Annotated in this window: 22 protein-coding genes and 1 tRNA gene; 14 read left to right on the top strand and 9 right to left on the bottom strand. The window is 45.3% G+C overall.

The window, feature by feature from the left end:
- The first annotated feature begins 123 nt into the window (after nt 1-123).
- Together V2H45_RS03375 and V2H45_RS25515 are read left to right on the top strand one after the other, a co-directional pair.
- On the top strand, nt 124-375 hold the full coding sequence (locus V2H45_RS03375; protein WP_330482206.1) for a hypothetical protein: 252 nt from the start codon (nt 124-126) through the stop codon (nt 373-375).
- Between the two features lie 47 nt (nt 376-422).
- Entirely contained in the window at nt 423-686 is a 264-nt protein-coding gene (locus V2H45_RS25515; RefSeq protein ID WP_408648712.1) for a hypothetical protein, read from the top strand.
- Here the strand turns inward: V2H45_RS25515 and V2H45_RS03380 are convergent.
- From V2H45_RS03380 to V2H45_RS03390, 3 genes are read right to left on the bottom strand one after another with little or no spacing between them, the layout of a single operon-like run.
- Nucleotides 661-798, bottom strand: a complete 138-nt coding sequence (locus tag V2H45_RS03380; RefSeq protein WP_330482207.1) for a hypothetical protein — start codon at nt 796-798, stop codon at nt 661-663. The two genes, V2H45_RS25515 and V2H45_RS03380, sit on opposite strands and share 26 nt — an antisense overlap.
- Nucleotides 782-991: a hypothetical protein gene (locus V2H45_RS03385; protein ID WP_330482208.1), complete on the bottom strand. Its 210-nt coding sequence runs from the start codon at nt 989-991 to the stop codon at nt 782-784. Before V2H45_RS03385 ends, V2H45_RS03380 begins: the two co-directional genes overlap by 17 nt.
- A gap of 11 nt (nt 992-1,002) precedes the next feature.
- Nucleotides 1,003-1,332 carry a PIN domain-containing protein gene (locus V2H45_RS03390; RefSeq protein ID WP_330482209.1) on the bottom strand — a complete coding sequence of 110 codons (330 nt, stop codon included), beginning with the start codon at nt 1,330-1,332 and terminating at the stop codon, nt 1,003-1,005.
- 167 nt (nt 1,333-1,499) lie between these two features.
- Between V2H45_RS03390 and V2H45_RS03395 the strand changes: the two genes are divergently transcribed.
- The 3 genes from V2H45_RS03395 (at nt 1,500) to V2H45_RS03405 (ending at nt 6,817) form a co-directional block, all read left to right on the top strand.
- Nucleotides 1,500-2,063 (top strand): NADPH-dependent FMN reductase, encoded by a 564-nt coding sequence (locus tag V2H45_RS03395; protein ID WP_330482210.1) that lies wholly within the window; start codon nt 1,500-1,502, stop codon nt 2,061-2,063.
- A 305-nt stretch (nt 2,064-2,368) separates the two neighbouring features.
- Entirely contained in the window at nt 2,369-5,095 is a 2,727-nt protein-coding gene (locus V2H45_RS03400) for an MGH1-like glycoside hydrolase domain-containing protein (protein WP_408648713.1), read from the top strand.
- A gap of 12 nt (nt 5,096-5,107) precedes the next feature.
- The gene (locus V2H45_RS03405; RefSeq protein ID WP_330482212.1) at nt 5,108-6,817 is read left to right on the top strand and encodes a mechanosensitive ion channel family protein; all 1,710 of its coding nucleotides are present in this window, start codon (nt 5,108-5,110) and stop codon (nt 6,815-6,817) included.
- Between the two features lie 47 nt (nt 6,818-6,864).
- Here the strand turns inward: V2H45_RS03405 and V2H45_RS03410 are convergent.
- The 3 genes from V2H45_RS03410 to trpA all read right to left on the bottom strand — a co-directional run bounded on the left by V2H45_RS03410 (nt 6,865) and on the right by trpA (nt 8,987).
- Nucleotides 6,865-6,936 (bottom strand) — tRNA-Met (locus V2H45_RS03410).
- 69 nt (nt 6,937-7,005) lie between these two features.
- The gene (locus V2H45_RS03415) at nt 7,006-8,193 is read right to left on the bottom strand and encodes a F420-0:Gamma-glutamyl ligase (RefSeq protein WP_330482213.1); all 1,188 of its coding nucleotides are present in this window, start codon (nt 8,191-8,193) and stop codon (nt 7,006-7,008) included.
- Between the two features lie 2 nt (nt 8,194-8,195).
- Nucleotides 8,196-8,987, bottom strand: coding sequence for a tryptophan synthase subunit alpha (gene trpA / locus V2H45_RS03420; protein ID WP_330482214.1), 792 nt, complete (start codon nt 8,985-8,987; stop codon nt 8,196-8,198).
- A gap of 249 nt (nt 8,988-9,236) precedes the next feature.
- Here trpA and cax point away from each other — a divergent pair, with 249 nt between their 5' ends.
- On the top strand, nt 9,237-10,325 hold the full coding sequence (cax, locus tag V2H45_RS03425) for a calcium/proton exchanger (RefSeq protein WP_330482215.1): 1,089 nt from the start codon (nt 9,237-9,239) through the stop codon (nt 10,323-10,325).
- On the opposite strand, the gene V2H45_RS03430 is transcribed toward cax, so the two are convergent.
- Nucleotides 10,322-11,227: a methylated-DNA--[protein]-cysteine S-methyltransferase gene (locus tag V2H45_RS03430; RefSeq protein WP_330482216.1), complete on the bottom strand. Its 906-nt coding sequence runs from the start codon at nt 11,225-11,227 to the stop codon at nt 10,322-10,324. The genes cax and V2H45_RS03430 overlap by 4 nt on opposite strands.
- A gap of 187 nt (nt 11,228-11,414) precedes the next feature.
- Here V2H45_RS03430 and V2H45_RS03435 point away from each other — a divergent pair, with 187 nt between their 5' ends.
- The 4 genes from V2H45_RS03435 to V2H45_RS03450 all read left to right on the top strand — a co-directional run bounded on the left by V2H45_RS03435 (nt 11,415) and on the right by V2H45_RS03450 (nt 15,395).
- On the top strand, nt 11,415-12,182 hold the full coding sequence (locus V2H45_RS03435) for a Uma2 family endonuclease (protein ID WP_330482217.1): 768 nt from the start codon (nt 11,415-11,417) through the stop codon (nt 12,180-12,182).
- A gap of 478 nt (nt 12,183-12,660) precedes the next feature.
- Complete coding sequence (locus V2H45_RS03440; protein ID WP_408648714.1) at nt 12,661-13,086, top strand: VOC family protein; 426 nt, start codon at nt 12,661-12,663, stop codon at nt 13,084-13,086.
- A 100-nt stretch (nt 13,087-13,186) separates the two neighbouring features.
- Nucleotides 13,187-13,927, top strand: coding sequence for an LOG family protein (locus V2H45_RS03445; RefSeq protein ID WP_330482219.1), 741 nt, complete (start codon nt 13,187-13,189; stop codon nt 13,925-13,927).
- Nucleotides 13,928-14,069: 142 nt separating this feature from the next.
- Nucleotides 14,070-15,395 (top strand): PhoH family protein, encoded by a 1,326-nt coding sequence (locus V2H45_RS03450; protein ID WP_330482220.1) that lies wholly within the window; start codon nt 14,070-14,072, stop codon nt 15,393-15,395.
- Between the two features lie 25 nt (nt 15,396-15,420).
- On the opposite strand, the gene V2H45_RS03455 is transcribed toward V2H45_RS03450, so the two are convergent.
- Nucleotides 15,421-16,692 (bottom strand): glycoside hydrolase family 10 protein, encoded by a 1,272-nt coding sequence (locus tag V2H45_RS03455; RefSeq protein WP_330482221.1) that lies wholly within the window; start codon nt 16,690-16,692, stop codon nt 15,421-15,423.
- Between the two features lie 336 nt (nt 16,693-17,028).
- Here V2H45_RS03455 and V2H45_RS03460 point away from each other — a divergent pair, with 336 nt between their 5' ends.
- Entirely contained in the window at nt 17,029-17,952 is a 924-nt protein-coding gene (locus V2H45_RS03460; RefSeq protein ID WP_330482222.1) for an EAL domain-containing protein, read from the top strand.
- 45 nt (nt 17,953-17,997) lie between these two features.
- Here the strand turns inward: V2H45_RS03460 and V2H45_RS03465 are convergent, their stop codons facing one another.
- The gene (locus tag V2H45_RS03465) at nt 17,998-20,046 is read right to left on the bottom strand and encodes an amylo-alpha-1,6-glucosidase (protein WP_408648715.1); all 2,049 of its coding nucleotides are present in this window, start codon (nt 20,044-20,046) and stop codon (nt 17,998-18,000) included.
- A 197-nt stretch (nt 20,047-20,243) separates the two neighbouring features.
- On the opposite strand from V2H45_RS03465, the gene V2H45_RS03470 reads away from it, so the two are divergent.
- From V2H45_RS03470 to V2H45_RS03480, 3 genes are all read left to right on the top strand, one after another.
- Nucleotides 20,244-21,068 (top strand): hypothetical protein, encoded by an 825-nt coding sequence (locus V2H45_RS03470; protein WP_330482224.1) that lies wholly within the window; start codon nt 20,244-20,246, stop codon nt 21,066-21,068.
- Nucleotides 21,069-21,270: 202 nt separating this feature from the next.
- Nucleotides 21,271-23,691, top strand: a complete 2,421-nt coding sequence (locus V2H45_RS03475) for a hybrid sensor histidine kinase/response regulator (protein ID WP_330482225.1) — start codon at nt 21,271-21,273, stop codon at nt 23,689-23,691.
- A gap of 399 nt (nt 23,692-24,090) precedes the next feature.
- A complete protein-coding gene (locus V2H45_RS03480; protein WP_330482226.1) occupies nt 24,091-25,164 on the top strand; it encodes a cupin-like domain-containing protein in 1,074 nt (357 codons plus the stop codon).
- The last annotated feature ends 1 nt before the right edge of the window (nt 25,165 follow it).

Raw genomic sequence — 25,165 nt, forward strand, 5'->3', positions numbered from 1 at the left:
CTCAACGCTGATGCCTTTTCTAATGCTCTCAATCTTTTGTCCTGTACTTAGGTTGAAAATGGTAAATCTAAAGAGAAAGAGCAAAGTTTAGCTCAAATCAGTATTATTAAAGAATACTTTGAAATGTATCCTGATATTGAAGTACATACTAAAGAGGTTGTTGATTGGGTAACTTCAGCATATCTACAGCGTACTGGGAAAATATTTCGAGATCCTGATAGAGGAATTAGATCTTTATATCAGAGGGGTTTTTTGCAGAAAATAGCAAAAGGTATTTATAGATACGATCCTCAATATGCTCAAAATAAGCAACAACAAGATTTTACAATTGTTCAAAAAAAGAAATTTTACAGCGAGATGGCTACAAATGTGTAATTTGTGGAGCAGGTCGAGAGAATGGAGTAGAACTTCATGTCGATCATATTAAACCTAAAGATATGGGCGGTTTAGCTACCATTGAGAACGGTCAAACTTTGTGCAGTCAGCATAACTTCCTCAAGAAAAATCTTAGGCAAACCGAGACAGGTAAAAAATGTTTATCCGTCTCTATGAACTTGCTAAAAAAGAAAATAATCAGGAATTACAAGACTTTTGTATTAAAATTCTCAAAACTTTTGAAGATTTTAATATTAATGGACATATTGAATGGAGAAAGTAGATTCATTTGGCGATCGCTATTTGATTGAGATTAGGGGCGATCGCTGTTTGTTGTTGTTGGTTTGGGGGGCGATCGCTTGTGTGGTGAAGTGTGGATATTTGAGGCGATCGCTTTATGATGAGGTTAGGTGCGATCTTCAATCGTTTTTTCTCTTTTCTTCTGCACAAAAGCTCGAAAATCATCCATTGTCAACTGCTCTAATTCCTGATGACGCTCTTTCGTATAGTCACCAGAACCAGACTCAAACCTTAACAGAAATCTTGCAGCGCCAGCATAGCCCAACTCTTGAATCAAAGCTTTGTAGCCACGTCTAGAAATTTCACTAACTTTCATCACTAACCCTCCTAAATCTCCTCTTGATTTTCCATTAACCAAGTTACTGGATTAGAAACCCTAACCTTAATGTTACCAGCATAGCTTATTGCTTTCCTGAGTAGGCGATCATCCGTTGTCAAAAAAACAGTTGCCTCTGAAGCTTCCGCAAATGCTAAATGTAAAGCATCATACAGAGTAAAACCTAGTTTACAAAAACTCTCTGCCCTATCTTCAATATTGTCGGTTGTCTCAACAAAAATTTTTGCCGCACTCAAAAAAGCAAAAACTTGTTCACGTTCCTCAACATTAGGAATCCTCTGTAACTCAAATTCTAGTGCATCACTACTAATTAGGGGCAATTCATGAATTGCCCCTACGCTCTATGCAAAGGAAAGAATTCCTCATGCATCAAATAGGAGCGCTATATGAAGTTATTCTCAGTTTCGCTTCAGCTTAGCTTTAGAGAAAGAGCGCATAATTCAATCAGTAGCACTCTATGTTAGGAAGGAATCTTAGGAAGAAATCTATGGAGCGATCGCTATTTATCCCCGTAATTTTGGGAACTGTCCGCCAAGGGCGCAAGAGCGAGCATGTTGCCCAGTTTGTCATGCAAGAGGTTTCTAAGCAGCAAGGCGTTGAGACTGAGTTAATCGACATTCGCAATATTCCGCTTTCCACGATCGATGAAGGTGAGAATATTAAGGATAAAGGGTTCTCAGAGACGATCGACCGTGCCGACGGGCTGATTATTGTTGTGCCTGAATACAATCACGGCTATCCAGGGTTGCTCAAGCATGTTCTCGATACAAATTTAAAGGAATATATCCATAAAGCTGTGGGAATCTGTGGAGTTTCGGCAGGACCATTTGGCGGGACGAGGGTGATTCAAAATCTCTTACCTGTGATGCGGGAGTTAGGCTTGGTGACGATTTTTTGGGACGGGAATTTCTCTAGCGTCCAAAATATCTTTGATGAGAGTGGGAACCTCCTAGAAGAAGCCTATATTCGCCGCATGGATAAGTTCTTAAAGGAATTGATCTGGATGTCAAAGGTACTGCGCTACGGGCGTGAGAAAGTGGCGCTGGAATGATTTTGAATCATCTGGAATCGTAGGGGCAATTCATGAATTGCCCCTACGAAAAAATCGAATCTGATTCTACTCTCTCCTTATTAAGCTACCGTTTACACTCATCCCATTTATCCAAAAGGTTTGATCCCCCTGCCCTATCGGGCATCCCCCTTAGTAAGGGGGAAGACTAATTCTCCCCCCTTACTAAGGGGGGGTGGGGGGGATCAAACCCCAAAACGAAGACAGACCATAGCTTAACAAGGGGAACTGGGGGGATCGACACCCTTAAACGCAAGCAATTAATTAATCATAGGAGAACGATCGTGATAACCGCAGAAGAAGTTAGATTAGCAGAAACGAGAAATGGAACGCCTTGGAAAAAGTGGGGTTCCTATTTGAGCGAGCGTCAATGGGGAACTGTGAGAGAAGATTACAGTGCCAATGGGACAGCATGGGATTATTTTTCGCACGACCAATCGCGATCGCGTGCCTACCGTTGGGGTGAGGATGGCATTGCTGGAATTTCAGACGATCGCCAGTTGCTTTGTTTTGCGATCGCGCTGTGGAATGGCAAAGATCCAATTCTTAAAGAGCGCTTATTTGGCTTGACAGGTAGTGAAGGCAATCACGGTGAGGATGTAAAGGAGTATTACTTTTATCTGGATAATACGCCGACGCATTCCTATATGAAGTATCTGTATAAATATCCACAAGCAGCCTTTCCCTACACCGAGCTTGTGAATGAGAACAAACACCGAGGTCGGAGAGAGCCAGAATTTGAGTTACTTGAAACAGGAGTATTTGAAGAAAATCGCTACTTTGACGTGCAGGTGGAATATGCAAAAAACGCTCCTCAAGATATTGGGATTCAGATTAGCATTACCAATCACGCTCCTGAAGCAAAAACGCTGCACCTTTTACCTTCCCTCTGGTTTCGCAATACTTGGTCTTGGAAAGAAGGTACGCCTAAGCCCCAGCTACAAGCATTGCAAGTCAATGATTCCTTGAAGGTCATTGCGGCAGATAGTAATGAACTGGGGAAAATGTGGCTGTATTGCCCTGATAGCCAAGCGTTACTATTTACAGAGAACGAAACGAATAATCAGCGTATATTCGGAACTGCGAATGTATCCCCCTATGTCAAGGATGGCATCAACGATTACATCGTCAACGGTAATACTGAAGCTGTGAACCCAGAACAAAAGGGCACAAAAGCTGCAGCCCATTATTTACTAACAATAGGTGCAGGGGAAACCAAAGTGGTGATGCTGCAATTGAGCGATGTTTCTCCTGCCTTACTGAATCATGGGAGCGACCGCGAAATATTTTCACAGGGGAACGTTAAGGACATACTCTCAAAGCGTCTGAGCGAAGCCGATGAATTCTATCAGCGTATTTCTCCCTTTGAGATGAGTGAAGATAGGCGGAACGTGCAGCGACAGGCATTTGCAGGCATGTTGTGGAGTAAGCAATATTACAACTATTCCGTAAAGGATTGGTTGGATGGCGATCCTGCCTTGCCAACACCACCCCGCGATCGCCAGCAGGGTCGAAATTCGCAGTGGTTCCATTTAGAAACAGAGGATATTCTTTCCATGCCCGACACTTGGGAATATCCTTGGTTTGCCGCTTGGGACTTAGCCTTTCATGCCATTCCTTTAGCCATGCTCGATCCCGATTTTGCTAAGAGCCAACTGGATTTGATTACGCGAGAATGGTACATGCACCCCAACGGTCAGATTCCCGCCTACGAGTGGGCGTTTGGCGATGTCAACCCTCCCGTCCATGCTTGGGCAACTTGGCGCGTTTATAAAATCGAGCAGAAACTCTACGGACGTAGCGATCGCCAATTCTTAGAACGGGTCTTCCAAAAGCTCTTGCTGAACTTTACTTGGTGGGTCAATCGTAAGGATAGAGAAGGCAAAAATGTGTTTGAAGGTGGCTTTTTGGGATTGGATAATATCGGCGTGTTCGATCGCAGTGCCGAACTGCCCACAGGGGGCCATATCGAGCAGGCAGATGGCACGAGCTGGATGGGCATGTACTGTCTGAATCTATTGGCGATCGCTTTAGAATTAGCCAAAGAGAATTCGGTCTATGAGGATATTGCTACCAAGTTTTTCGAGCACTTCCTCTATATTGCCGATGCCATGAATAAAGTCGGTGGTAACCATACGGAGTTATGGGATGAAGCCGATGGCTTCTTTTATGACGTATTGCATCTGCCCAATGGCGAACAGTTGAAACTCAAAGTGCGATCGATGGTGGGACTGATTCCTCTGTTTGCGATCCAAACTTTAGAACCAGATGTGTTAAATCAACTCCCAGACTTTAAGCGCAGAGTGGAGTGGTTTATCCAACATCGTCCCGACCTCGCCCATAACGTCGCCTGTATGGAAGCAGGAGGAATGAAAGCCAGACGGTTATTGGCAATCTGCGATCGCCAAAAATTAGAGCGCATTCTCAAGAAAATGTTGGATGAGAGCGAGTTTTTAGGAGATTATGGCATTCGTGCCATTTCTAAGTTCCATAGTTCTAACCCCTATGTTTGGGAAACCAATGGCAGTCAATATCGCGTTGATTACGAACCTGCCGAATCAACCAGTGGTCTGTTTGGTGGCAATTCTAACTGGCGTGGCCCCGTATGGATGCCTGTCAATTTCCTGATTATCGAATCCCTACAAAAATTCCATCATTACTTTGGTGATGACTTTAAGGTCGAGTATCCCACGGGTTCAGGGAAAATGCTCACGCTTTGGGAAGTGTCTGTAGAACTCTCACGCCGACTGATCGATATTTTCTTAAAAAATCCTGCGGGCAACCGTCCCGTTTATGGCGGACAACCTACATTCCAAACCGATCCGAACTGGAAAGATTTACTCTTATTCTACGAGTATTTTCACGGGGATAATGGTGCTGGCATCGGTGCGAGTCATCAGACGGGATGGACAGGTCTAGTTGCGAAGTTGATCCAACAGTCTAGCGAGTATGGTGGAGCCACGCCCCATCTTGCCCTTGCCGATAATTTACTAGAAGCAGCCCTGCCCAAGTAGTAAGATACGAATATGCTCAAAACCAAGAGACTTTTAACCTCGCTTCTTACCTGTTGCTTTGCATTGCTGCTAGCAGTGAGTGCAGTGAGTGCAGTGGGTGCAGAACCAGCCCCTTCCCTAGAAAATGATACGAATCCTTTCTTACCGACAATTCAGAACGGTAGTATGGTTTATGCCCCTGTCAAAGTAGATGGCCATGTCCTGTTTTTGGTGGCAGCAGAGGCATCCAACGGGCAGGGAATGACACAGGGAAGCATGAGTCCGATTGAGACGCGGGCGCAAGCGATCGAAAAAACGCTATATAAAACCATCGATCGCGGCTTCAATGCTGAGATGCTCAAGGTTTCCAATAAAGTAGAGAACAAACATGCCGATATTCTTCTCTCTGATGGCAAGGAATACGATAATCTCAGCCTGCTCGTTTATAGCGAAATGGATGCGCGAATTAGTGGCTACACGCTTCAGGAAGCTTCGGGTTATGTAGCTTATATCATCTACAAGGCACTCCTTCGCGCCCAAATGGAACGTCAGTCAACCTATCTCTGGCAGCAGGGCTTGGTTTCAACAGGAATCCTTTCGATCGCGATCTGTATCAGTTTATTTTTGCGGTTCTTTCAAAAACGATTGACAGTAAGGTGGCGATCGCTGCAAGCAAGGCAAAAAGACGAAATGCAGAAACTCCTATCCGTGAGAAATGCCGTTGACTCTGAAGATGAAGATAGCGATACTTCCACTTTTGTGAATGTGATGATGTCGCAGCAAATGGTTTTCGATCGCATTCTCAATCGTTACGATCTCTACAGGCATTTGCTCCAATTGGGACATGTATTGGTGTGGTTGATTGGTATTGCTTGGATTGTCGGGCTCTTTCCCTACACGCGTTGGTTGCAGGTATTTGCAATCCAGCAGCCGATTCTTTTAGGTGTTTTTCTAGGTACGAACTTAGCGATTAAATATAGCGAGGTTTTGATCGATCGCTTGTTAGCCAAGTGGACAACCAGAGAATCGCTGACCCCAGAAGCCACCCAACGCTGGTCTTTGCGAGTGAGTAGCTTTTCCCCTATTCTCAAATTAATAGTTGCTATCCTTTTAATGGGATTGGCACTTTTGTATGTGCTATATAGTTTTGGAATTCCTCTAGCTCCTGTGCTAGCAGGGGCGGGGATTTTAGGCTTCGCAATTTCGCTCGGTTCGCAGACCCTTGTTAAAGATCTGATCGGAGGAGCGTTGATTTTAATTGAGGATCAGTACGCGATCGGGGATGTTGTCAATCTCAATCACGTTTTTGGGCGCGTCGAGAACATGAACCTACGGATTACTTCTCTGCGTAGCGACGAAGGTAGTGTCATTATCATTCCGAATAGCGATATTAGAATCGTGCAAAACCTCTCGAAAGATTGGTCGCGGGTTAAACTCCCGATTTACATTGATTACAATACGGATATAGACGATGCCTGCTCAGCACTTCAATCTGTAATTGATGATATTAAGAAAGATGAATTCTGGGGTTCTCAAATTGTCGAAGCAGAAATCAGGGGCATGGATGCCATTGATGCAGGGGGCTTTACGATCGGCGTGCGCTTTGAAACCAAACCCGGCGTTCATCGTAAGCTCATCAAAGAATATCGCCGTAGAATGAAGCTTGCTTTCGATCGCGCAGGCATCAAACTCGGTTCGCCCGTAACCACAATCCAATCAAAGAGCGAGCCTGTAATGACTTAACTGGACATGATTTTACGAGGACGCTTCTAAGTGTCTAGTTTCTTGAATCCTGGGTGTCGGAATTGAACCGACATATCAACGATTATGAGTCGTTTGCTTTACCAATCAGCCAACCCAGGCAGTGGTACGCATCCTAAATAAGGAATTGCGTATCTTAAGATTTCGCTTAAATATTATAGGCGATCGCTCTATAGTCCGATAACATTTGGTCGAATTAATACGATCGGTGTTTGCTCGGAGGCATTGCCAGCGGGATTGAGCAAGAGGGCTTGGTTGAGTAACTTTTCGGAGACACCTCCAGTGGCTGCCAAAACTTTAACTCGCTTGAGATCGTTAACATCGACGATCGCGGCTTCTAAACCAGTTTCTGCCTTAATTTGATCGACCACAGTTTGGGGACGGTCTGGGCCTAGCACGATAAATTGATCGTAGGGGGGTAGCGTGCCCGTGACATCATCGATCAAACGCGCCTGCTCGCCTGCCAAAATGTAAAACAAGCCGGGAAAGCGAAAAATTGCCTTGGCAAATGCGCCCAAAATGAAGGCGATCGCGACGCGCCAAGCCCCAGACTCGTCAACCAAAACTTGCAAACCGCAAGCGGTTGCCAAACTCGATGTGGACTGAAAGTAATAACACAACCGTTTTGCCAGCCAGCCCGGTTTGACATCGCTGGGATGCCGCCAACGCCCCTGCATAATGGCTACGGGGGTTTCGGCGATCGTGACAATATCGCCTGCTTGGGCATGGTCGGTGACATAGCGCTGGATTGCTTCGACAGGGGTGTCGAGGACAGACAAAATGTGGGTGCGAATCGGCAATACGTCCGCATCCTTAGTGGGTCGCCATCTTTCCCGTTGTTGCGTATCGGGAAATTGCAGGGGCACAATGCAGTGCCTGAGTTTTTGGGTGCGCCCTTCAGGACCGTATGCCACATAGTGAATGCGCAGCCAAGCTGTCTTGAGGGATTCTAGCTCTTCGCCTTGCAGGTCAAGCTGAATTTCTAGTTTTGTCTGTTCGCCTGGTTTGACAATGTAAGCTTCCCAATAGTTGTCAGCGCGACTGGGTACATTCTCGCGATCGGCTCTAAGCTTGATCGTATGAATGACGCGATCGAGGCTGCCGCTAGACAGTAAGGTAACCTCTGGTCTGACCTCAGTCAAAAATACATCGAGGCGATCTGTGTAGTTCGTTGCGGTGAATGTGAGTTGGAGCTGATAAAAGTTAGGTTCGTAGGCTGTAAATTCCCAAGTACCCGAGTCTAGCTCTAATAAGTTGCCCTGACGACTGGCAAATTGGAGTTCAAACAGTAACCATAAAAGCAGGATCAGTGCGATCGCTGCCGCACCACCTATTGCTAAACCGACCAGAATATTCATGTCTAGTCCCTCAGAATTGCCCGCTTTAGACTACTACATAAATCGACGATTTCAGCTAAACCATCAGGTTCTGCTAGCCGTTTTACCATGGCACTACCGACGATCGCGGCATCTGCTCCCCACTCAATCACTTGATGTGCCTGTGCGGGTTGAGAAATGCCAAATCCAACACCAATGGGCTTATCGGTCATGGTGCGCAGGCTTTCGAGCATGGTTTTGACATTTTTAGCTACTTGAGTGCGAATGCCAGTTACACCTGTGGCGCTAACGAGGTAAATAAAGCCTTGAGACTTGGCAGCGATCGCGGCGAGGCGTTCGGGTGGACTCGTGGGCGCTACGAGTAAAATCACTTCAATACCAATAGCGGCAGCGGGTTCGAGCAAGACATGGGACTCTTCGAGGGGCAAGTCTGGCACGACCAAGCCCCTTGCTCCTGCATCGTAGATTTGCTGTAAAAACTGCTCGACGCCCAGATTGAGAATGGGGTTGTAGTAAGCAAATAAAATAATTGGCGATCGCAACTCAGGGCTAACGGTGCGCACCACCTCTAAGACCTTTGCTAAGGTTGTCCCCTTTTGCAACGCCCTCGTTGCTGCTGCTTGAATCACAGGCCCATCCGCCAAGGGATCGGAGTAGGGGATGCCCAACTCAATCAGATCGGCTCCGTTGCGATCGAGTAAGCGTAGGGCTTTGATCGTTGTCTCTAGATCTGGATCGCCCGCAGTAATAAAGGGGATCAAGGCTGCTTGCCCCTTAGCTCGCAATTCCTCTAATCGAGCAGAAACCGACACCATGCTGATACTTATCCCTAAAAAATTTAGTCCAAACCATAGTAATACCAATTCTTGACATACTTTTAGCAATCCCTACCAATTTCAAGAGTATTTACGATCGCTCTGAATTTGAAACCCTCCCAGAGTAAGGATTTTGAGGAAATTCTGCATGATTAGCAAAACCCTATGACTGTTAGCCGAAATTGAATTTTGCCAATATACTTTGACAGAACAAACCCTCAACTTATCGTCTCAAGCTGCCCTATAGGTATGGTCAAAAAAATTATTTCCATTGGACTGCTCGTGTTTGTACCCATTTCGATCGCTGCCCATTGGTTAGGTTGGAGTCCCTTAATTGTATTTATCACTGCTGCGCTAGCGATTTTGCCCTTGGCATCTTGGTTGAGTACGGCGACCGAAGAAATTGCGGTGGTACTAGGCCCATCTTGGGGTGGTTTGCTCAATGCCACCTTTGGAAATGCAACGGAACTGATTATTGCACTGGTAGCGCTGAATGCGGGGCTGGTGGGTGTAGTCAAAGCCAGTATTACTGGCTCGATTATTGGAAATCTCCTGCTGGTGATGGGTCTGGCGATGCTGCTGGGGGGATTGCGTTACAAGGAGCAGGAATTTCAGCCTACGCTAGCAAGGGTAAATGCCTCTGCCATGAATCTGGCGGTAATTGCAATTTTGCTACCAACAGCGGTCAATTTTACTTCAGTGGGGATCAGTCAAGGGACGCTACAAGGGCTGTCGATCGCCGTGGCAATCGTACTGATCTTGGTCTATGGTTTGACGCTTCTATTCTCGATGAAAACCCATGCCTACCTCTATGATGTTGGCGTATCAGAGTTCGAATCCGATGCCGCAGAGCATCCCAACGATCTACCCCACGAAATCAACCTGTGGTTATGGGTTGGTGTATTGCTGGGCGTGACGATTTTTGTGGCGATCGAGTCAGAACTTTTGGTTGGAACGCTGGAAGAAGCGACTGCTCAACTGGGGCTATCTCAACTATTTACGGGGGTGATTTTGCTACCTGTGATTGGCAATGCTGCCGAACATACGACAGCCGTAACCGTAGCGATGAAAAACAAAATGGAACTATCCGTTTCTGTTGCAGTGGGTTCCAGTATGCAAATCGCTCTATTTGTCGCACCTGTTCTAGTAATTGCAGGTTGGTTTCTCGGTCAACCGATGGATTTAAATTTCAATCCATTTGAATTGGTGGCTGTAGTGGTGGCGATTTTGATTGCTAACTCAATTAGTTCTGATGGTCGTTCTAATTGGCTGGAAGGCACTCTATTACTTGCCACATATACAATCCTAGGTTTCGCATTTTACTTCCATCCTGTTTAAAGGATTTGGGATTTATCTGCGATCTGACTAGCTTCCCATCCTAGGATTGACATTTTACGATCGCATCCCCAACGATAGCCACCTAGCTCACCCGAGGCACGAAGCACGCGATGACAAGGAATTATGTATGCGATTGGATTGCTTCCCACGGCATTTCCGATCGCTCTTGCTGCAGTTGGACGACCGATCGCTTCTGCTAAGTTCTGATAGGTGGCAATCGCCCCAAAGGGAATATTGAGCAATGCCCGCCAAACTTGAATTTGGAAATTTGTCCCCTTGACGAAAAGTTTTAACGGTTCGTTCTCGGGGGCATCATTTTTGCAGAGCGTAGGACAAAAGATGCGATCGCAGGCGAATTGCGTCGCCTTTGGATCGTAAAGGATCTCTGCCTGCGGCCATTCCAATCGTAGTAGGGATTCGATATTCTGGGTAGCTAAGTCTAAATCCGCAACATCTAAAAATTGCAGGGTACAAATGCCGCGTGTTGTTGTCGCGATCGCGCACCTCCCAAACAGAGTGTCGTGAATGCCATAGAAAATCTGCAAACCCGCACCACCCGATTTGAATTCCCCTGGGGACATTGCTTCCAAATTCACAAACAGATCGTGTAGGCGACTGGAACTCGATAGACCAACATCCACAGATAGGTCTAGAAGATTCTTAGTCTCAGCAATCCGAGATTTGGCATATTCCACCGTGAGATATTGCAAAAAACGCTTAGGACTAATGCCTGCCCACCTAGTAAATAATCGTTGGAAGTGGTATTCGCTCAGATGAAGATGCTCTGCGATCGTGGCGAGATCGGGTTGCCTGAGATGGTTTTCTCGCATGAAAGCGATCGCTTTCGCAATGCGATCGTAGTCTTTGGTGCGATCGTCCTTTTCTATCGGCATGAATTGCATAGCGGTGCGATGATGAATAGGTCTCTACTCTATCGAAAACAAACCTGCAATACTACCCATTTCTTGCGATGTTTGACGCAATCAGCAGATTCTCCTGCGATCGAAACAGATCGGAAAGGGCTAGATTTTGTTACACTCTAAGCATATTCAGTAACCTACTAAAACAAGCAACTTGTTTTCTTTCATCATGGTTCTGCAAGCCCCACCCATCAAAACAGCGCCAACCATTACTTGGGAAGCCTTACCAGCAGACTTTGTATTACCTGACGATCCTGTGGAAAACATTCAACAGCCCTCCCTTGCTGCTGCCCTTACAGATGCGCTCGGAGCCGCAGGACTGATCCAGCCAACCATGCTGATCGGTTCCAACTTCGCGCTGGTTGCGACAGTCAATAAAAAGATCGTCGTCAAAGCACCCGATTGGTTTTATGTGCCGCAAGTGCATCCTGTTGCTGAGGGCATTATTCGTCGCAGCTATACACCTAGCCTAGAGGGTTCTCCGATCGCTATAGTGATGGAGTTTCTCTCCGAAACCGATGGCAGCGAATTATCCGTGCGATCGAGTCCGCCCTATGGCAAGCTTTACTTTTACGAGCAGATCCTGCAAGTTCCTACCTATGTTACCTTCGATCCCTACGAACCTAGTTTAGAGGTACGTTGTCTGCAAATGGGCGAATATACCTTACAGAAACCAGACGATCTCGGTCGAGTCTGGATTCCTGAGTTAGAACTATTTTTAGGGATTTGGTCTGGGGCAAGACTGAGCCAAACCAATAACTGGCTGCGCTGGTGGGATAAAGCTGGCAACCTCTTATTGTGGAGTTCAGAACAGACCGAACAAGAGCGCCAACGTGCCGAACAAGAGCATCAACGTGCCGAACAAGAGCGTCAACGGGCTGATGTATTAGCAGCAAAGCTGCGCGAGTTGGGTATCGATCCAAGCACGCTGACTTGAAATTTGGCTTGAAATTTGGCTTGAAATAAGCCCCAAAGTGACTCTTTAATGTTTAAACGTGAATTTGGGTTAAGGACTTCTGCACAAAGTAAGCTAACTTGTTGGCAACAAAGGACTTGACTTCTCTACCCGATAGGACATCTCCCTTACAAAAGGAAAGAGATAATTGCGTTATGTTAAAAGCTCTCTACCTCACTCCCATTCAGCCGCTATACTGCTAAACAAAGGTTTTATCGCGATCCTCAAATTATCCATGGGAGATTTCAGCCTCTCCCTAGAATCGTAGGGACAATTCATGAGTTTCCCCTACCTAAAAATCGAATGGGGGTGTGGGATATAACTGTCGTCAGGTAAATTAGGTTATCTATAGTGGATAACTACCTTGCTACGCAAGGCTTTTAAAAAATTAGTAGCTAATAGCTAAATGCTAACCGCTATAAAAGCGAAGAAACTTGATTTCGAGCGAGAAAATGATGCGATGAGCGATCTTGGTCTGACTCACATAGCCCTCCCTGTCTCAAATATCGATCGCAGTATTGCGTTCTATGCCACCTATGCGGCGATGCAGGTCGTTCATCGTCGCACCGACGTTGCAACGGGTGTGACTGTGGTGTGGCTCAGCGATCGCACGCGTCCCTTTGTCATCGTTTTGATTGAAGCAGATTCCGTACAACCAGTCCTATCGCCCTTTGCCCATCTTGGTGTCGGCTGTGCTAGCCGCGAAGCCATGGATGTGCTGTGCGAGAAAGCAAAACAGGAAGGGGTTCTGATCGAACCGCAGAAGGATTCGGGCTATCCGATTGGATATTGGGCGTTTTTAAAAGACCCCGACGGGCACACGTTGGAACTATCCTATGGTCAAGAGGTGGGGCTTGCTGTGGAAAAGGCTTCCCAACCCAGTTGATGAAGCGATGTCGATGAGGCAATATCGATGAAACGATCCTTTGGCGATCGCAGAACCTGCCATACTGAAGAATACTTTTGCTTAATTTGATTTCGATCGCGTGAACCAACCACCGCACTCTCAACATCCCCATAATCCCAACGAGTCACAGGATGCCGTAAATATTCGAGAGGATATCGCTTTTGACATTGTCCAAGAATCTGTGCTGGGGCTTTGGAAAGTTGTCAATAACCTCACGAGAATTCGTCCCTCAAAGCGCGATCGCTATCGGGTCAGTATTTTTGGCTCTGCCAGAATGCAACGTCAAGATCCGCTTTATGAAGGGGTGTTACACTTAGCCAGCGAATTGACGGTCATGGGTTGCGATATCGTTACGGGTGGCGGGCCGGGGTTGATGCAAGCCGCCAATGAAGGAAGTGTGATTGCCGATCCTGAAGATTTAACCCGTTCCATCGGCATTCGTGTCGATCTTGGGTTTGAGCAAGACACCAATCCTTTTGTGGAACAAATCTACAATCATCAAACTTTCTTTTCACGGCTACATCACTTTGTGTTGATTTCGGATGCCTTCGTCGTCGTCCCTGGCGGCATTGGCACGACGTTAGAAGCCTTGATGATCTGGCAACTGGTTCAGGCGCGCAAACTCCATGATACGCCGCTCATATTTGTCGGGCAGATGTGGGCAGATTTGGTTGAATGGGCCGATAAACATATGACAGAGCACAAAATGGCAGACCCCGCCGATATCTCGATTCCGCAGTGTGTGGAACGATTTGAAGATGCTGTCGCTATACTTCGTACAGCTCAAGCGCAATGGCAGCAAAAGAATCAGTCCCCTTAAAAAAAGGTAGCTTGGTATCATTTGTTACACTTCATTGCTAAAGCGATCGCATCCATGATCCAGTAGCAGACAATAGAACTAGAGAAATGCCTGAGTGAGCCACCGAGTGAATTGCTTTGGCAACCATCAGTGGGGATAAATCATGAAAAAAGTATTCGTCTTGGATACGAATGTCTTGCTGCACGACCCAAATGCAATGTGGCAGTTTGAAGACAATGATGTGGTATTGCCAATCACGGTTATTGAGGAACTAGACCGTTTCAAGAAACAGCCTGAAATGACGGGTAGAAACGCCCGTCAGGCATCGCGCAATTTGGATGCTTTGAGGCAAAAGGGACATCTGACCGACGGAGTCACCTTAGAAAAGGGAGGTTTGCTCCGCGTCGCCCTCTGCCAGCGCCAGACATTGCAAGAGCTACCCGCAGAATTAGAGCGAGACAGTGGAGACAATGCGATTTTGGCGGTGGCTCTAGAACTCAAGCATCAGTGTCAATGTCCTGTAATTGTGGTTAGTAAGGATACGAACCTTCGCATCAAAGCCGATGCCCTGGGGCTAACTGCCGAAGACTACGAAAACGATAAGGTGGATGTTGACGAACTCTACACGGGTACGGTGGAGGTACTGCTGACAAGCGATCGGATCGACCAGTTGTACAAACAAGGCAGTATTTCCCTTGAGCAGGAGTTTTTCCCCAACCAAGCGCTTACCTTAGTGGATGAGGCAAACCCTTCTCACACAGCACTGGCAATTTTTGATGGTATTACCAAGCAGATTGTGCCTTTATCTAAGCTGGCTTCATCAGAGGTTTCCCATATTCGGGCGCGCAATCGCGAACAGAAGTTTGCCCTTGAGTTGCTATTGCGCGACGCTATCTCTTTGGTGACTCTCGTGGGACAAGCGGGGACAGGGAAAACCTTACTAGCGATCGCAGCGGGACTGACTAAAGTTGCCGACGATCGCGACTACACAAGGCTCTTAATTTCTCGACCTGTCGTACCGATGGGGAAAGATCTGGGCTATTTACCAGGAGATGTGAATGAAAAGCTGACTCCTTGGATGCAGCCACTCTATGACAACTTCGATCTAATCTTTGGCGCTCAAGATGCGGTCAACAAGTTTGCCCATCGCAGGAAAGGATATGAGGAATTAATTCAACACGGACTGCTGCAAATTGAACCGCTCACCTATATTCGTGGGCGCACCATTCCCAAACAATTTTTTATCGTGGATGAGGCGCAAAACCTCACCCCTCATGAAGTCAAAACCATCCTGACCCGTGCGGGAGAGGATACCAAGATTGTGCTCACGGGGGACATCAACCAAATTGACAACCCCTATGTTGATGCTTCTAGTAACGGTCTAACCTACGTAATTGAGCGCTTTAAGCAAGATCCGATCGCGGGGCATATTACCCTCGTCAAGGGAGAACGCTCTAAACTCGCCGAACGTGCTGTGGCTTTGCTTTAAGCCTGTGATTCTATGCTTCGCCCGACTAAACAAAAACATCATGGGAAAGCGAACCGTTAAAACTTTCCAAACGTTCTGAAGCTGGCTCGGGGCCAAAAGCGAATAGGCTACCAAAAAAGAAGAAAGAAACCCCAGCAAAATCTCGATTGCGAGTTTCAGATATCTGTGCTTCGATCGTGGCAAAAGGTACGCAGGAATCCTTAAGACCCGTCAGAATGCCAATGACTGTGGGGATGCGATCGCGGGTATTTCTCACCTCTGACTTATTTAGCTCGTCAATAAAAGCTGACAGATCGTCTCTATATACCTGTAAGACCATTTCTTCCATGAGACCTTCTTGTTCCCATATATGCCAATCTGCTAGGCATTTGCTTTGAGAGAAACCGAGGGGATTGGGAGAAATAGAAAGAATGCAATCGGCATTTTTTGCCTTAACGGATTGAAATATTTTTCTCAGTAAATCTGTGATTTTATCCATTCGCCATTTTTTCCATAAATAGGAATTAGGATTTTCCAGTGGATCTGCACCTCCTGTTTCTTGATTAAATAGCTCTAAAGTAAAAGAATCGTATCCCATTTCCACAGGCATAGCAAAATGGTCGTCCAATTGAACGCCATCGATCGAATAGTTTTGTGCGACTTCTGCAACTAGGTCTGAAATGAATTCTCGCACCTCGGGTTGGCAAGGATTTAGCCAGCACATGTTGCGATCGCTTAGAGATTTGTTACCATTTCGATCTTCAGTCAAAAGCTCCGATCTCGTTTGTGTAAACATGGCGTTAGAGGGGGTCATTAAGCCATATTCAAACCATGCAATCACTCGGAAGCCATGCGGTTTCGCTTCTTCAATCAGCTCGGCTAACATATCCCTATCTTTAAAGTGCGGATCGGGAGAAATAGAAGCTCCAAATGTATTTTTTGCGACCTCGCTAGGATAAAGCGTGAATCCTCTTTGCCACACAACTGGATAAATCGTATTAAACCCCAAGGCTTTCAATTGGGCAAGTCCTTTTCTCAGGTTCTCTCTAGACTGAAGGATGTCGCTATCTGCATTGGCAAGCCAAACGCCACGAATTTCTTCCATCTGAACGTGCTCGTGAAAAAAGTAGCCTGAGGCTCCCACTGGAGAAATGCTCTCAGCCAGTTGCACGAAGTAGTGTTTCCCTTTTTTTTGATATGACTTAATCTGAAGCGACTTACCTGCATTGATAAATGCTTTTTGAGTTACCGCAAGCGAGCTAGAGGGATCGGTTGTTGCTTTAAAGAAAGTGTTTTGCGCAATTCTTAGTGTCAGCATACAAATATTATCAATAGTTCCTTAATTTGGACATTCATCTATAATTCTCTCCTGACAGCTAAAGACAATTTTTGGCATGTTAGGTTGAAAAATTTGCGCTCTGACTACTTAAGCTTTAGATTTTTTCATACTCATGAAAGATTGCTTGAATTAACAGTAGCAAAAAGTAAAAATAATCACCTATCGGGATTAATAAAAGTTTATAAAAATATCGTTATTTGGTTTAAATGGTTTGGGTTATTTTGAAATAAAGTGGGGCTAAACTTTTGCAAAAAAAACTATTTTAGACGTAGGGTCGCAAAGTAAGATAAAGCATGAAATCAGTCACGAAATCCGATGGAAACAGAATTTGACCCCCAAGAAACTGAGCACATCGATCTTGATTTAGATGACTATCTTTCTGAAATTAAGTTAGCAGCGGATAAGTTTGAGCTTTGGTTTCAACCAGTGTATGAAATTGTCTCAGGGACAGTTTTGCACAATGAAGTTCTGGTGCGATGGCGGGATAATGAGGGAAGGTTGCGATCGCCTCGCGAACTCTTTGAGGTTTTACAAAACACGCACCTGATGGGACAACTCGATCGGATCGTAGTAGAAAAAAGCATCGAAATCCTCGCTCAAAATTCTAAGGTTAGCCTTTCAATTAATCTTTCAGCGGAAATACTCGAAGACTCTGATTTTTTATCTCAACTACAAAAATGGCTAGAACATTATCGCGTTAACCCGAAGCTGTTGATGTTTGAACTAGATGAAGCGATTTTCATCCACACTTCCATAAAATCTCTGGAATTGATGAAAGCATTCAAGCAAATGGGATGTGGCGTTGTATTGGATAGCTTTACAGGGAATCACTTCTCACTGCACCAATGGCAATCCCTGCCCATTGATACAATTAAGCTCGATCGCAATCTGATTGCCGATCCCCAATCTTCCGAACAAAAACAACTGGCAAAGGCGATCGCCCATATCAGTCCCATTTTCCACAAACGCTGTATCGCCACAGGCATTGATAACAAGCAGATTCTAAAATTTGCGTATGATATTGGCGTGCAAGGTGTTCAAGGTTTTCTTTTAGGCAGACCCGATGACAAGCCTAAAACCTTTGTTTCTGTTGGGGTCTTGATTGTTAGAATTATCACCTTTTTAATTTTGCTATACATTATCAAGAGTTTAGCGGGCATTGATTTATTTCCCAATCGTCACGCATGGGAAGTAATTGCTGATTTCTTCCAGTCCTTATTTGAGGGAACCAAACAATAGCTAAACATGGCAGTCCAGTTGCGATCGCATTTTGCCCCATGGAAGTTAGTGCTTGGATTTTCTGTATTGTTCGATAAATACCCATGCCTGTAAAACTTCAGCGACCGTCCAGGCTTGGGCAATACAACCGCGCGATCGCATGGGAGCATCGCCATCAAAGATTTCGCTGAGACTACCTATACCCCCTGCTTTGAGATGGTGGGACATCGGCTGCAGCAAGGCATGGGCTTGCATAGGATTTTGATAGACCTGTAAATGAGCGCGGACAAACGCTCCCAGCAGCCAACCCCAGACTGTGCCCTGATGATAGGAACCATCACGTTGATAGGCATCACCACCATAAAGCCCTCGATAGTTGGGATGGTCGGGAGGTAAGGAACGCAAACCGTAGGATGTCAGGAGCGATCGCGCACAGGCATCGACCACACTTCGCTGCTGTATGGGAGTAAGTAGAGATTTCATGCTTCCCTCTCCTTGCAGGAGAGGGGTGGGGGGAGAGGTCATAGGAAGAGAAATCGCAAAGATTTGATTGGGGCGCAGCGTGGCATCATTCCCATCAGGACTATCCAAGACATCAAAACAATAGCCTGCAGAAGAATTCCAGAAACGCTGAAATCCATTTCTTGCCTGCTCTGCGAGGTTGTCATACCGTTCGTGAGGTTTTCCCAATCGCTGGGCGATCGCTGCCATAACCACGAGCGCGTGATACCAAAGGGCATTGATTTCCACGGGTTTACCGATGCGTGGTGTAACCACCCAATCGCCCACCTTAGCATCCATCCAAGTCAGTTGTACGCCTGCTTCCCCTGCATAGAGCAAGCCATCGCGATCGAGATGGATATGGTAGCGCGTACCGCGACAGTGCCAGTCTATGACTTCTTCTAAGGCAGGAAAGAGTTGGCGGAGTAGTTCGTCATCCCTAGCAACTGCATCGTAAGCGCGGATCGCCTCAAAATACCAGAGCGTTGCATCTACAGTATTGTATTCTGGTATCTCTCCCGCATCGGGAAATCGATTGGGAAGCATCCCTCGATCGAGATATTGGGCAAAGGTGAGCAAGATCGAACGGGCAATTTCTGGTCGTCCCGTCGCTAGGGTCAACCCCGACAAGCTAATCATCGTATCGCGTCCCCAGTCAGAGAACCAGTGATAGCCTGCAATGATCGTTTTGCCATCAGGGCGATCAGGTAGGGGGCGATCGACCACAAACTGATCTGCTGCCAAAACCAAATGTTCGATCCAATCAGGTGCTGACTTTGTATCGATCTTCAAATAATCAGCAGAGTTCCAAATATTGACAAGCTGAGATTCGCGATCGCGTTGTGCTTGCAAAGCAGTTTGCCCATCAAGGGAAGGATTGGATTCTGTGCTGGCAATTATCGTCAAGGATTCGCCCCGATCCAGCGTGACTGTGAAGGTAGCTGCATGGAGGTGATCTTCGCGATCGCTGAGACCACGATAGCGTTCTACAGCCAGATCGAAACCCTCGTACCAATCATGATGGGCAGTCAGATCTCCGCGATCGCCGAGCAAATAGAATGGCGTTGCGGATGGGAAAGCCGTAATACAAACTCCTTGGGCGATCGCATCTACCTGCATCTGCCAGTTCCTTCCTACGGTGTTGCCATGGTAATCGCGATAGTTGACCAAGGCTTTAATCGATAGTGCGATCGGACTACTGCCGCGCTCTAGGGAATATTGAATATAGGTCGTATTTTTGCCATGCTGCATCCAGACGCGCTTTTCTAATAGAGCATCGGCACAGGCAAATCTCCAGACTGGTATCGTTCCCTCTAGGGTAAAGCTCTCAAGATTGAGATAACCCAATGGATTCACAATGCCACCCGTCCAATGATTGGTATAAAGCGGATAGAGCTGTTGTCCGTATTGAACCGTTTCATCTAGTTTCGATAGCAGCAGCGATCGCTCTAAGAGAGGTTTGAGTGCCGCCACCAGCAAACCATGATAGCGACGGGTAAGCGCTCCTGATACCGTGCCCGAAGCATAGCCTCCAATACCGTTGGTAACTAACCATTCTCGCCGATCGGCTGTATTTAACTCGCCACAGACTTCTCTACCAAAATCAATCTTCATCATGTTTATGTCAAATCTTCCCCTAGACTAGCGATATTCATTAAATGGCAACTGTATGATTCCTGAGAGATTGCCAAAACATTTCTTAATTGACTGTGGGCAGATCCTTTGCAAAAACTCATCCGTAAATTGGGATCGCTTGGAAATCTTTCAAGGAAACATTGATTGCTTAATCTATAGGTCGAATGAAGCCGATTATGTTAAAACCTATCCAATTTCTGTTGGTACTGATTGCAATCCTATGCGTACAGATGCCTGCTTGGGCGACGATTGGGCTTGCAGAATGGTCGATCTCAACCCCAGGCGGCAATACAATTGGTAATAACGATACCTTGCCACCTAAAGTAGGCACTGCAATTTACCGTGGCGATCGAGTTTATGTCGATCGCCTTGGTAACTATGGCTTTTACGATGGGGTGATTATTGGAGAAACCGATCGAAAATTTTTCTTGTTTGATGAGTCTACAAAAGCAGTCACTAAGTTTTCAACCAAGGAGCAACTGTGCGCGGATGTTCGAGCCAAGGGGCTTAAGTTCAATAACAATCTGCGTTTTTTTCCTGGTAGCTATCCTTATGATTACTACGTGATTCGTTACGCGCTCTATTTTTCGATCCCATTCATTCTGCTATTGGTGATTCATGCGATCGCAAAACAGCAAATTCCATTGGCACAAAGAATCGATCGAATTCTCATGGGTAACTCATTCCTACTACAGCTATTAGGACTTTCTGGTTTTCTAAAATTTGCCTTCACAAACGCTCAAACTGACGATCTTATGCTCGAAGGATTGATACTTACCATCGTAGCAGTAGGAATCATTGGCACTTTGTTATGGCTTTTAAGTCGTTTTAGTTTAAGAATTCTAGACAGGATAAATCTTTTATCCCAATACCGTGATTCGAGCTTTTTGGCATTATTTAAATGCACGCTTGTGGGTGGAATTATGACGGCGGGACTATATCTGACTATTGGTCAGTGGGAATCTTCATGGACGAGTATCAAATACTTTTCCTGCCTCTAAACAAGCATAGGTAGGCTGAAGTCCCTTGCTGAATTCATGCTAAGTCTTGTCTGGCAGGCATTGCAAGAATTGGGATGGCTGCGATCGCTATGACAAATAAGCGCGAAAAATATCTAAAAACATGTGTAAATGATTATTTTGACAAACCTGTTAAACTGAGACATCTTAACAAGTACCATCCAGCGACTTTTTGACAATAAATATGGTAGATATTTGTTCTAAAAAAATTCTTGTCATTGAAGACGATCCCTATATCCGAGAGAATATTCAGGATGTTTTGATACTGGAACGCTTTGAGACGATTACGGCTGAAAATGGCTTGATTGGATTACAGCAAGCAAGAGATCACAGTCCCGATCTAATTGTTTGTGACATGATGATGCCCGAACTAGATGGTTATGGCGTGCTACAGGCATTACGACAAGATCCCACAACCGCTACAATTCCTCTAATCTTTTTAACCGCAAAAGCCGATCGCGCTGATATTCGTCAAGGCATGGAGCTTGGGGCAGACGATTATTTAGCCAAGCCGTTAAAGCCTGAAGAGTTGCTCAAAGCGATCGCTACACGCTTAGAAAAAAAAGCAATCTTCGATCAGCTCGTGACGCTACAAGAACTTCTGGCTCAGCAAAACAATGAGTTGCAATATAGTAATGCCCTGTTAAAGGCTCAAAAAGAATCGTCGCTCGATGGAATTTTAGCAACGGATGAGCAAGGACGTATCTTTAGCTATAATCGTCGATTCTGCAAAATGTGGAATCTTGAACAAGAATTGTCCGATCCGAAATTGGAATCAAGTCTTTTGCTCTCTAGGGTCGATCTCCCAGATACCTTAATGAACTTGATCGAGCAAGGCTATGAAAATGCCGATCAGGTAATTCACGGTGAGGTCAATATTGATGCCAAAGTCTTTGAGTACTACACCAGTCCTGTCTCCTCCCCCGAGCATAAGTTTTTAGGGCTGATTTGGAGCTTCCGAGATATTACAGAGCGCAAATTGGCAGAAATTAGGCAAACAGAATTGTTAAAAGAGGTTCAGCAAGCGAAAGAAGAAGCAGAACTAGCTGCGAGAGCCAAGGCTGACTTTCTGGCAATGATGAGTCATGAGATCAGAACGCCGATTAATGGCGTATTGGGCGTAACCCAACTGCTGGCGACTACCGACCTAACGCCCGAACAGTATAAATATGTTAGAACGGCTCAGGTCAGTGGTGAGATTCTGTTGACCGTCGTAAACGATATTCTAGATTTCTCCAAAATTGATTCGGGTAAGTTGGAGCTAGAGCATCAACCTCTTGATATCCGAGCAGTTGTCCGTGATATTTACGAACTAATTTCACCCAAAATCCAAGAGAAAAATCTCCATTTGCATTACAACATTGCTCCAGATATTCCTACCTATATTTTGGGTGATGTCACGCGCCTGCGTCAGATCCTCTTGAACTTAATTAATAATGCCGTTAAGTTTACAGAAGCAGGAGAAGTGGAGGTATCCGTCAAACTAGAGACACCTCAAGCGCTTCCGCCCCAAGGCGAAGAAGTGATGATTTTATTCTCTATCCGAGATACGGGAATTGGTATTTCTGAAGAAGATGTCAGTCGGTTATTTCAAGCATTTACACAGGCAAATATTGCGACTGCGCGTAAGTATGGTGGTACGGGGTTAGGTTTGGTCATTTGTAGTCGTCTGATTGAGATGATGAAAGGATGGATTTGGGTTGAGAGTAAAGAAGGAGAGGGGTCAACCTTTTATTTCACGATCGCCTCTGAAATCACTGACCAAATCCCAGAAGACTCAAAATTAGTGAGTTCTCTCCAGCCTTTATCATCTCGGCTCAACCAAGGGCAGAAATTAGGCGAAGTTCTCCCACTCAATATTTTGTTGGCAGAGGATAATGTCATTAACCAAGAATTGGCGATCGCCATGTTAGGAAAGATGGGATACCAAGCTGATGTGGTTGGGAACGGACAAGATGCGATCGAAGCCGTGCAACACAAGCAATACGATATCCTGTTTACCGATATTCAAATGCCGAAATTAGATGGGCTAGAAACTGCTAACTTCTTGACCAAAAATTGGGCCGATCTATTATTGCCTTATCCGCGTCCAAAGATTATTGCCATGACGGCTAGTGCCTTGCAAGGCGATCGCGAAATGTGTTTGCAAGCAGGCATGGATGACTACATTAGTAAACCAATTTTGTTTGATGCGTTCCAACGCATGGTAGAAAAGTGGGGACAGGGAATCGATCAACCATCCCAAGAAGAAGGAGATCGTCTTGATACTGTAGAAGCGATCGAGCCTAGTGCAATCCAATCGCTACGGGATATCGATCCTAGATTGGTTGAGCGTATGATTAATCTGTTTTTAAAGGAAGAATCTCCTCCTCTCATGGCTCGATTGAGGGAGAATATCAAAAAAGTTGATTTACCTGAAATTTATCACGTTGCCCATACGCTCAAGGGTTGTAGCTATATTTTAGGCGCTAAGAAACTCGGCGATCTATTGCTGAGTATAGAAATGAAGGGTAAAAAGAACGATTCCAGTGACATAGAATCTCTAATGCAGCAGGTGGAAGTGGAATATCTAACGGTGACTCAGGAGTTACAGAAATTTCTGTAATGGGGTTACACAACATTTCTTTATAACTAGCTCAAATCTAGAACTCATCGCAATGGTTTACTTTGAGTCACTATACTATCCATTTGGTAACTACCTTGTGGAAGCTAGGGATTTAAGGGAAAATGAACTTGTCTTTTTGGCTTTTCTTCAAAGATTTAGGATTTGGAGATTTTCTCTTCTGCGCCCTTTATAGCGCTTCTAAATGATACATGAGAGCTTCTTTGTTCTACTTTGTTTTCTCCATAGAATTGTGGGGGCAATTTATGAGTTGTGCCTACACACAAGTTAAATAGGATTGCTATACATAAACACCAGGCACTTGCTCCTTTAAGTGGCGACACTACGTCCTAGGAAGTTTATAGCTACTCATTTTTTTGCAACAGAACCGAGTGAAAGACAATGACTTATTTCAATCAATTGGGTACTCAAGAATTTAGTCCACTCAAATACAATCCTTTTGTTGTTCCCTCTAAGCCTCTAACCGACGACTGGAAACGATGGATTGCTGAGAATAAACTATTAGGAGCAGATGATAATTCGCTCGTTCAAACCCTTGTTCAGCATGGCATTGATGCCAATGTAGCGCGTAGAGAGTTACAAACTGTTAGATCTCATCCCTATTTTCAAGCAGGTAGAAACTTTACCGATGCCCTGAGAAAGCTCGAATCTCATGCCGATATCAGCATCAAACTGGCAGAGCTATCGCCCAAACAACAGCAAATAGAGCGTCGAGACAAGCTGACGCAGCAAGAATTTTTAGAAAATTATTATGCCACCAGTACCCCAGTGATTTTGACTGGACTAATGGATAACTGGCCAGCTTTATCTCTATGGAGTCCTGAATATTTAAAAGCTAACTATGGCGATGTCGAAATTGAAGTACAGACTGGCAGAAATTCAGATCCAATCCATGAAATTAATGTCGATCTCCACCGCACAAAATTACTCATGCGCGACTATGTTGACTTGATTGTTAACAGCGATCCGACGAATGATTTTTATATGGTTGCCAATAATCGCAATATCGAACGCGAAGGCATGCAAAGCCTCGTTGACCAGATTGAATTCTTCCCTGAATACCTAGATCCCAAAAATACAAAAGGCAATTTCTTCTTTTGGCTTGGTCCTGCTGGCACGATCACCCCGCTACATCAGGATACTGCCAATATATTTATGGCACAGGTCTACGGACGCAAGCACTGGAAGATGATTCCTCCCTATTACAACCATTTAATCTATAACTATAGGGGTGTTTTTAGCGAAGTCGATTTAGATAACCCTGACTACGATCGCTTTCCATTGTTCAAACAGGTAAAAATGATTGATGTGGTAGTAGAGCCCGGGGAAGTGATTTTTATACCCGTTGCTTGGTGGCATTACGTGCGATCGCTAGACGTCAGCATTTCGCTTTCGTTTACAAACTTTTTATTTCCCAATCAATATCAATGGAATTTTCCTGATATTAAGCGATAGG

Source organism: Tumidithrix elongata BACA0141, from assembly GCF_036349135.1.
Classification (GTDB): Bacteria; Cyanobacteriota; Cyanobacteriia; order Pseudanabaenales; family Pseudanabaenaceae; genus Tumidithrix; species Tumidithrix elongata.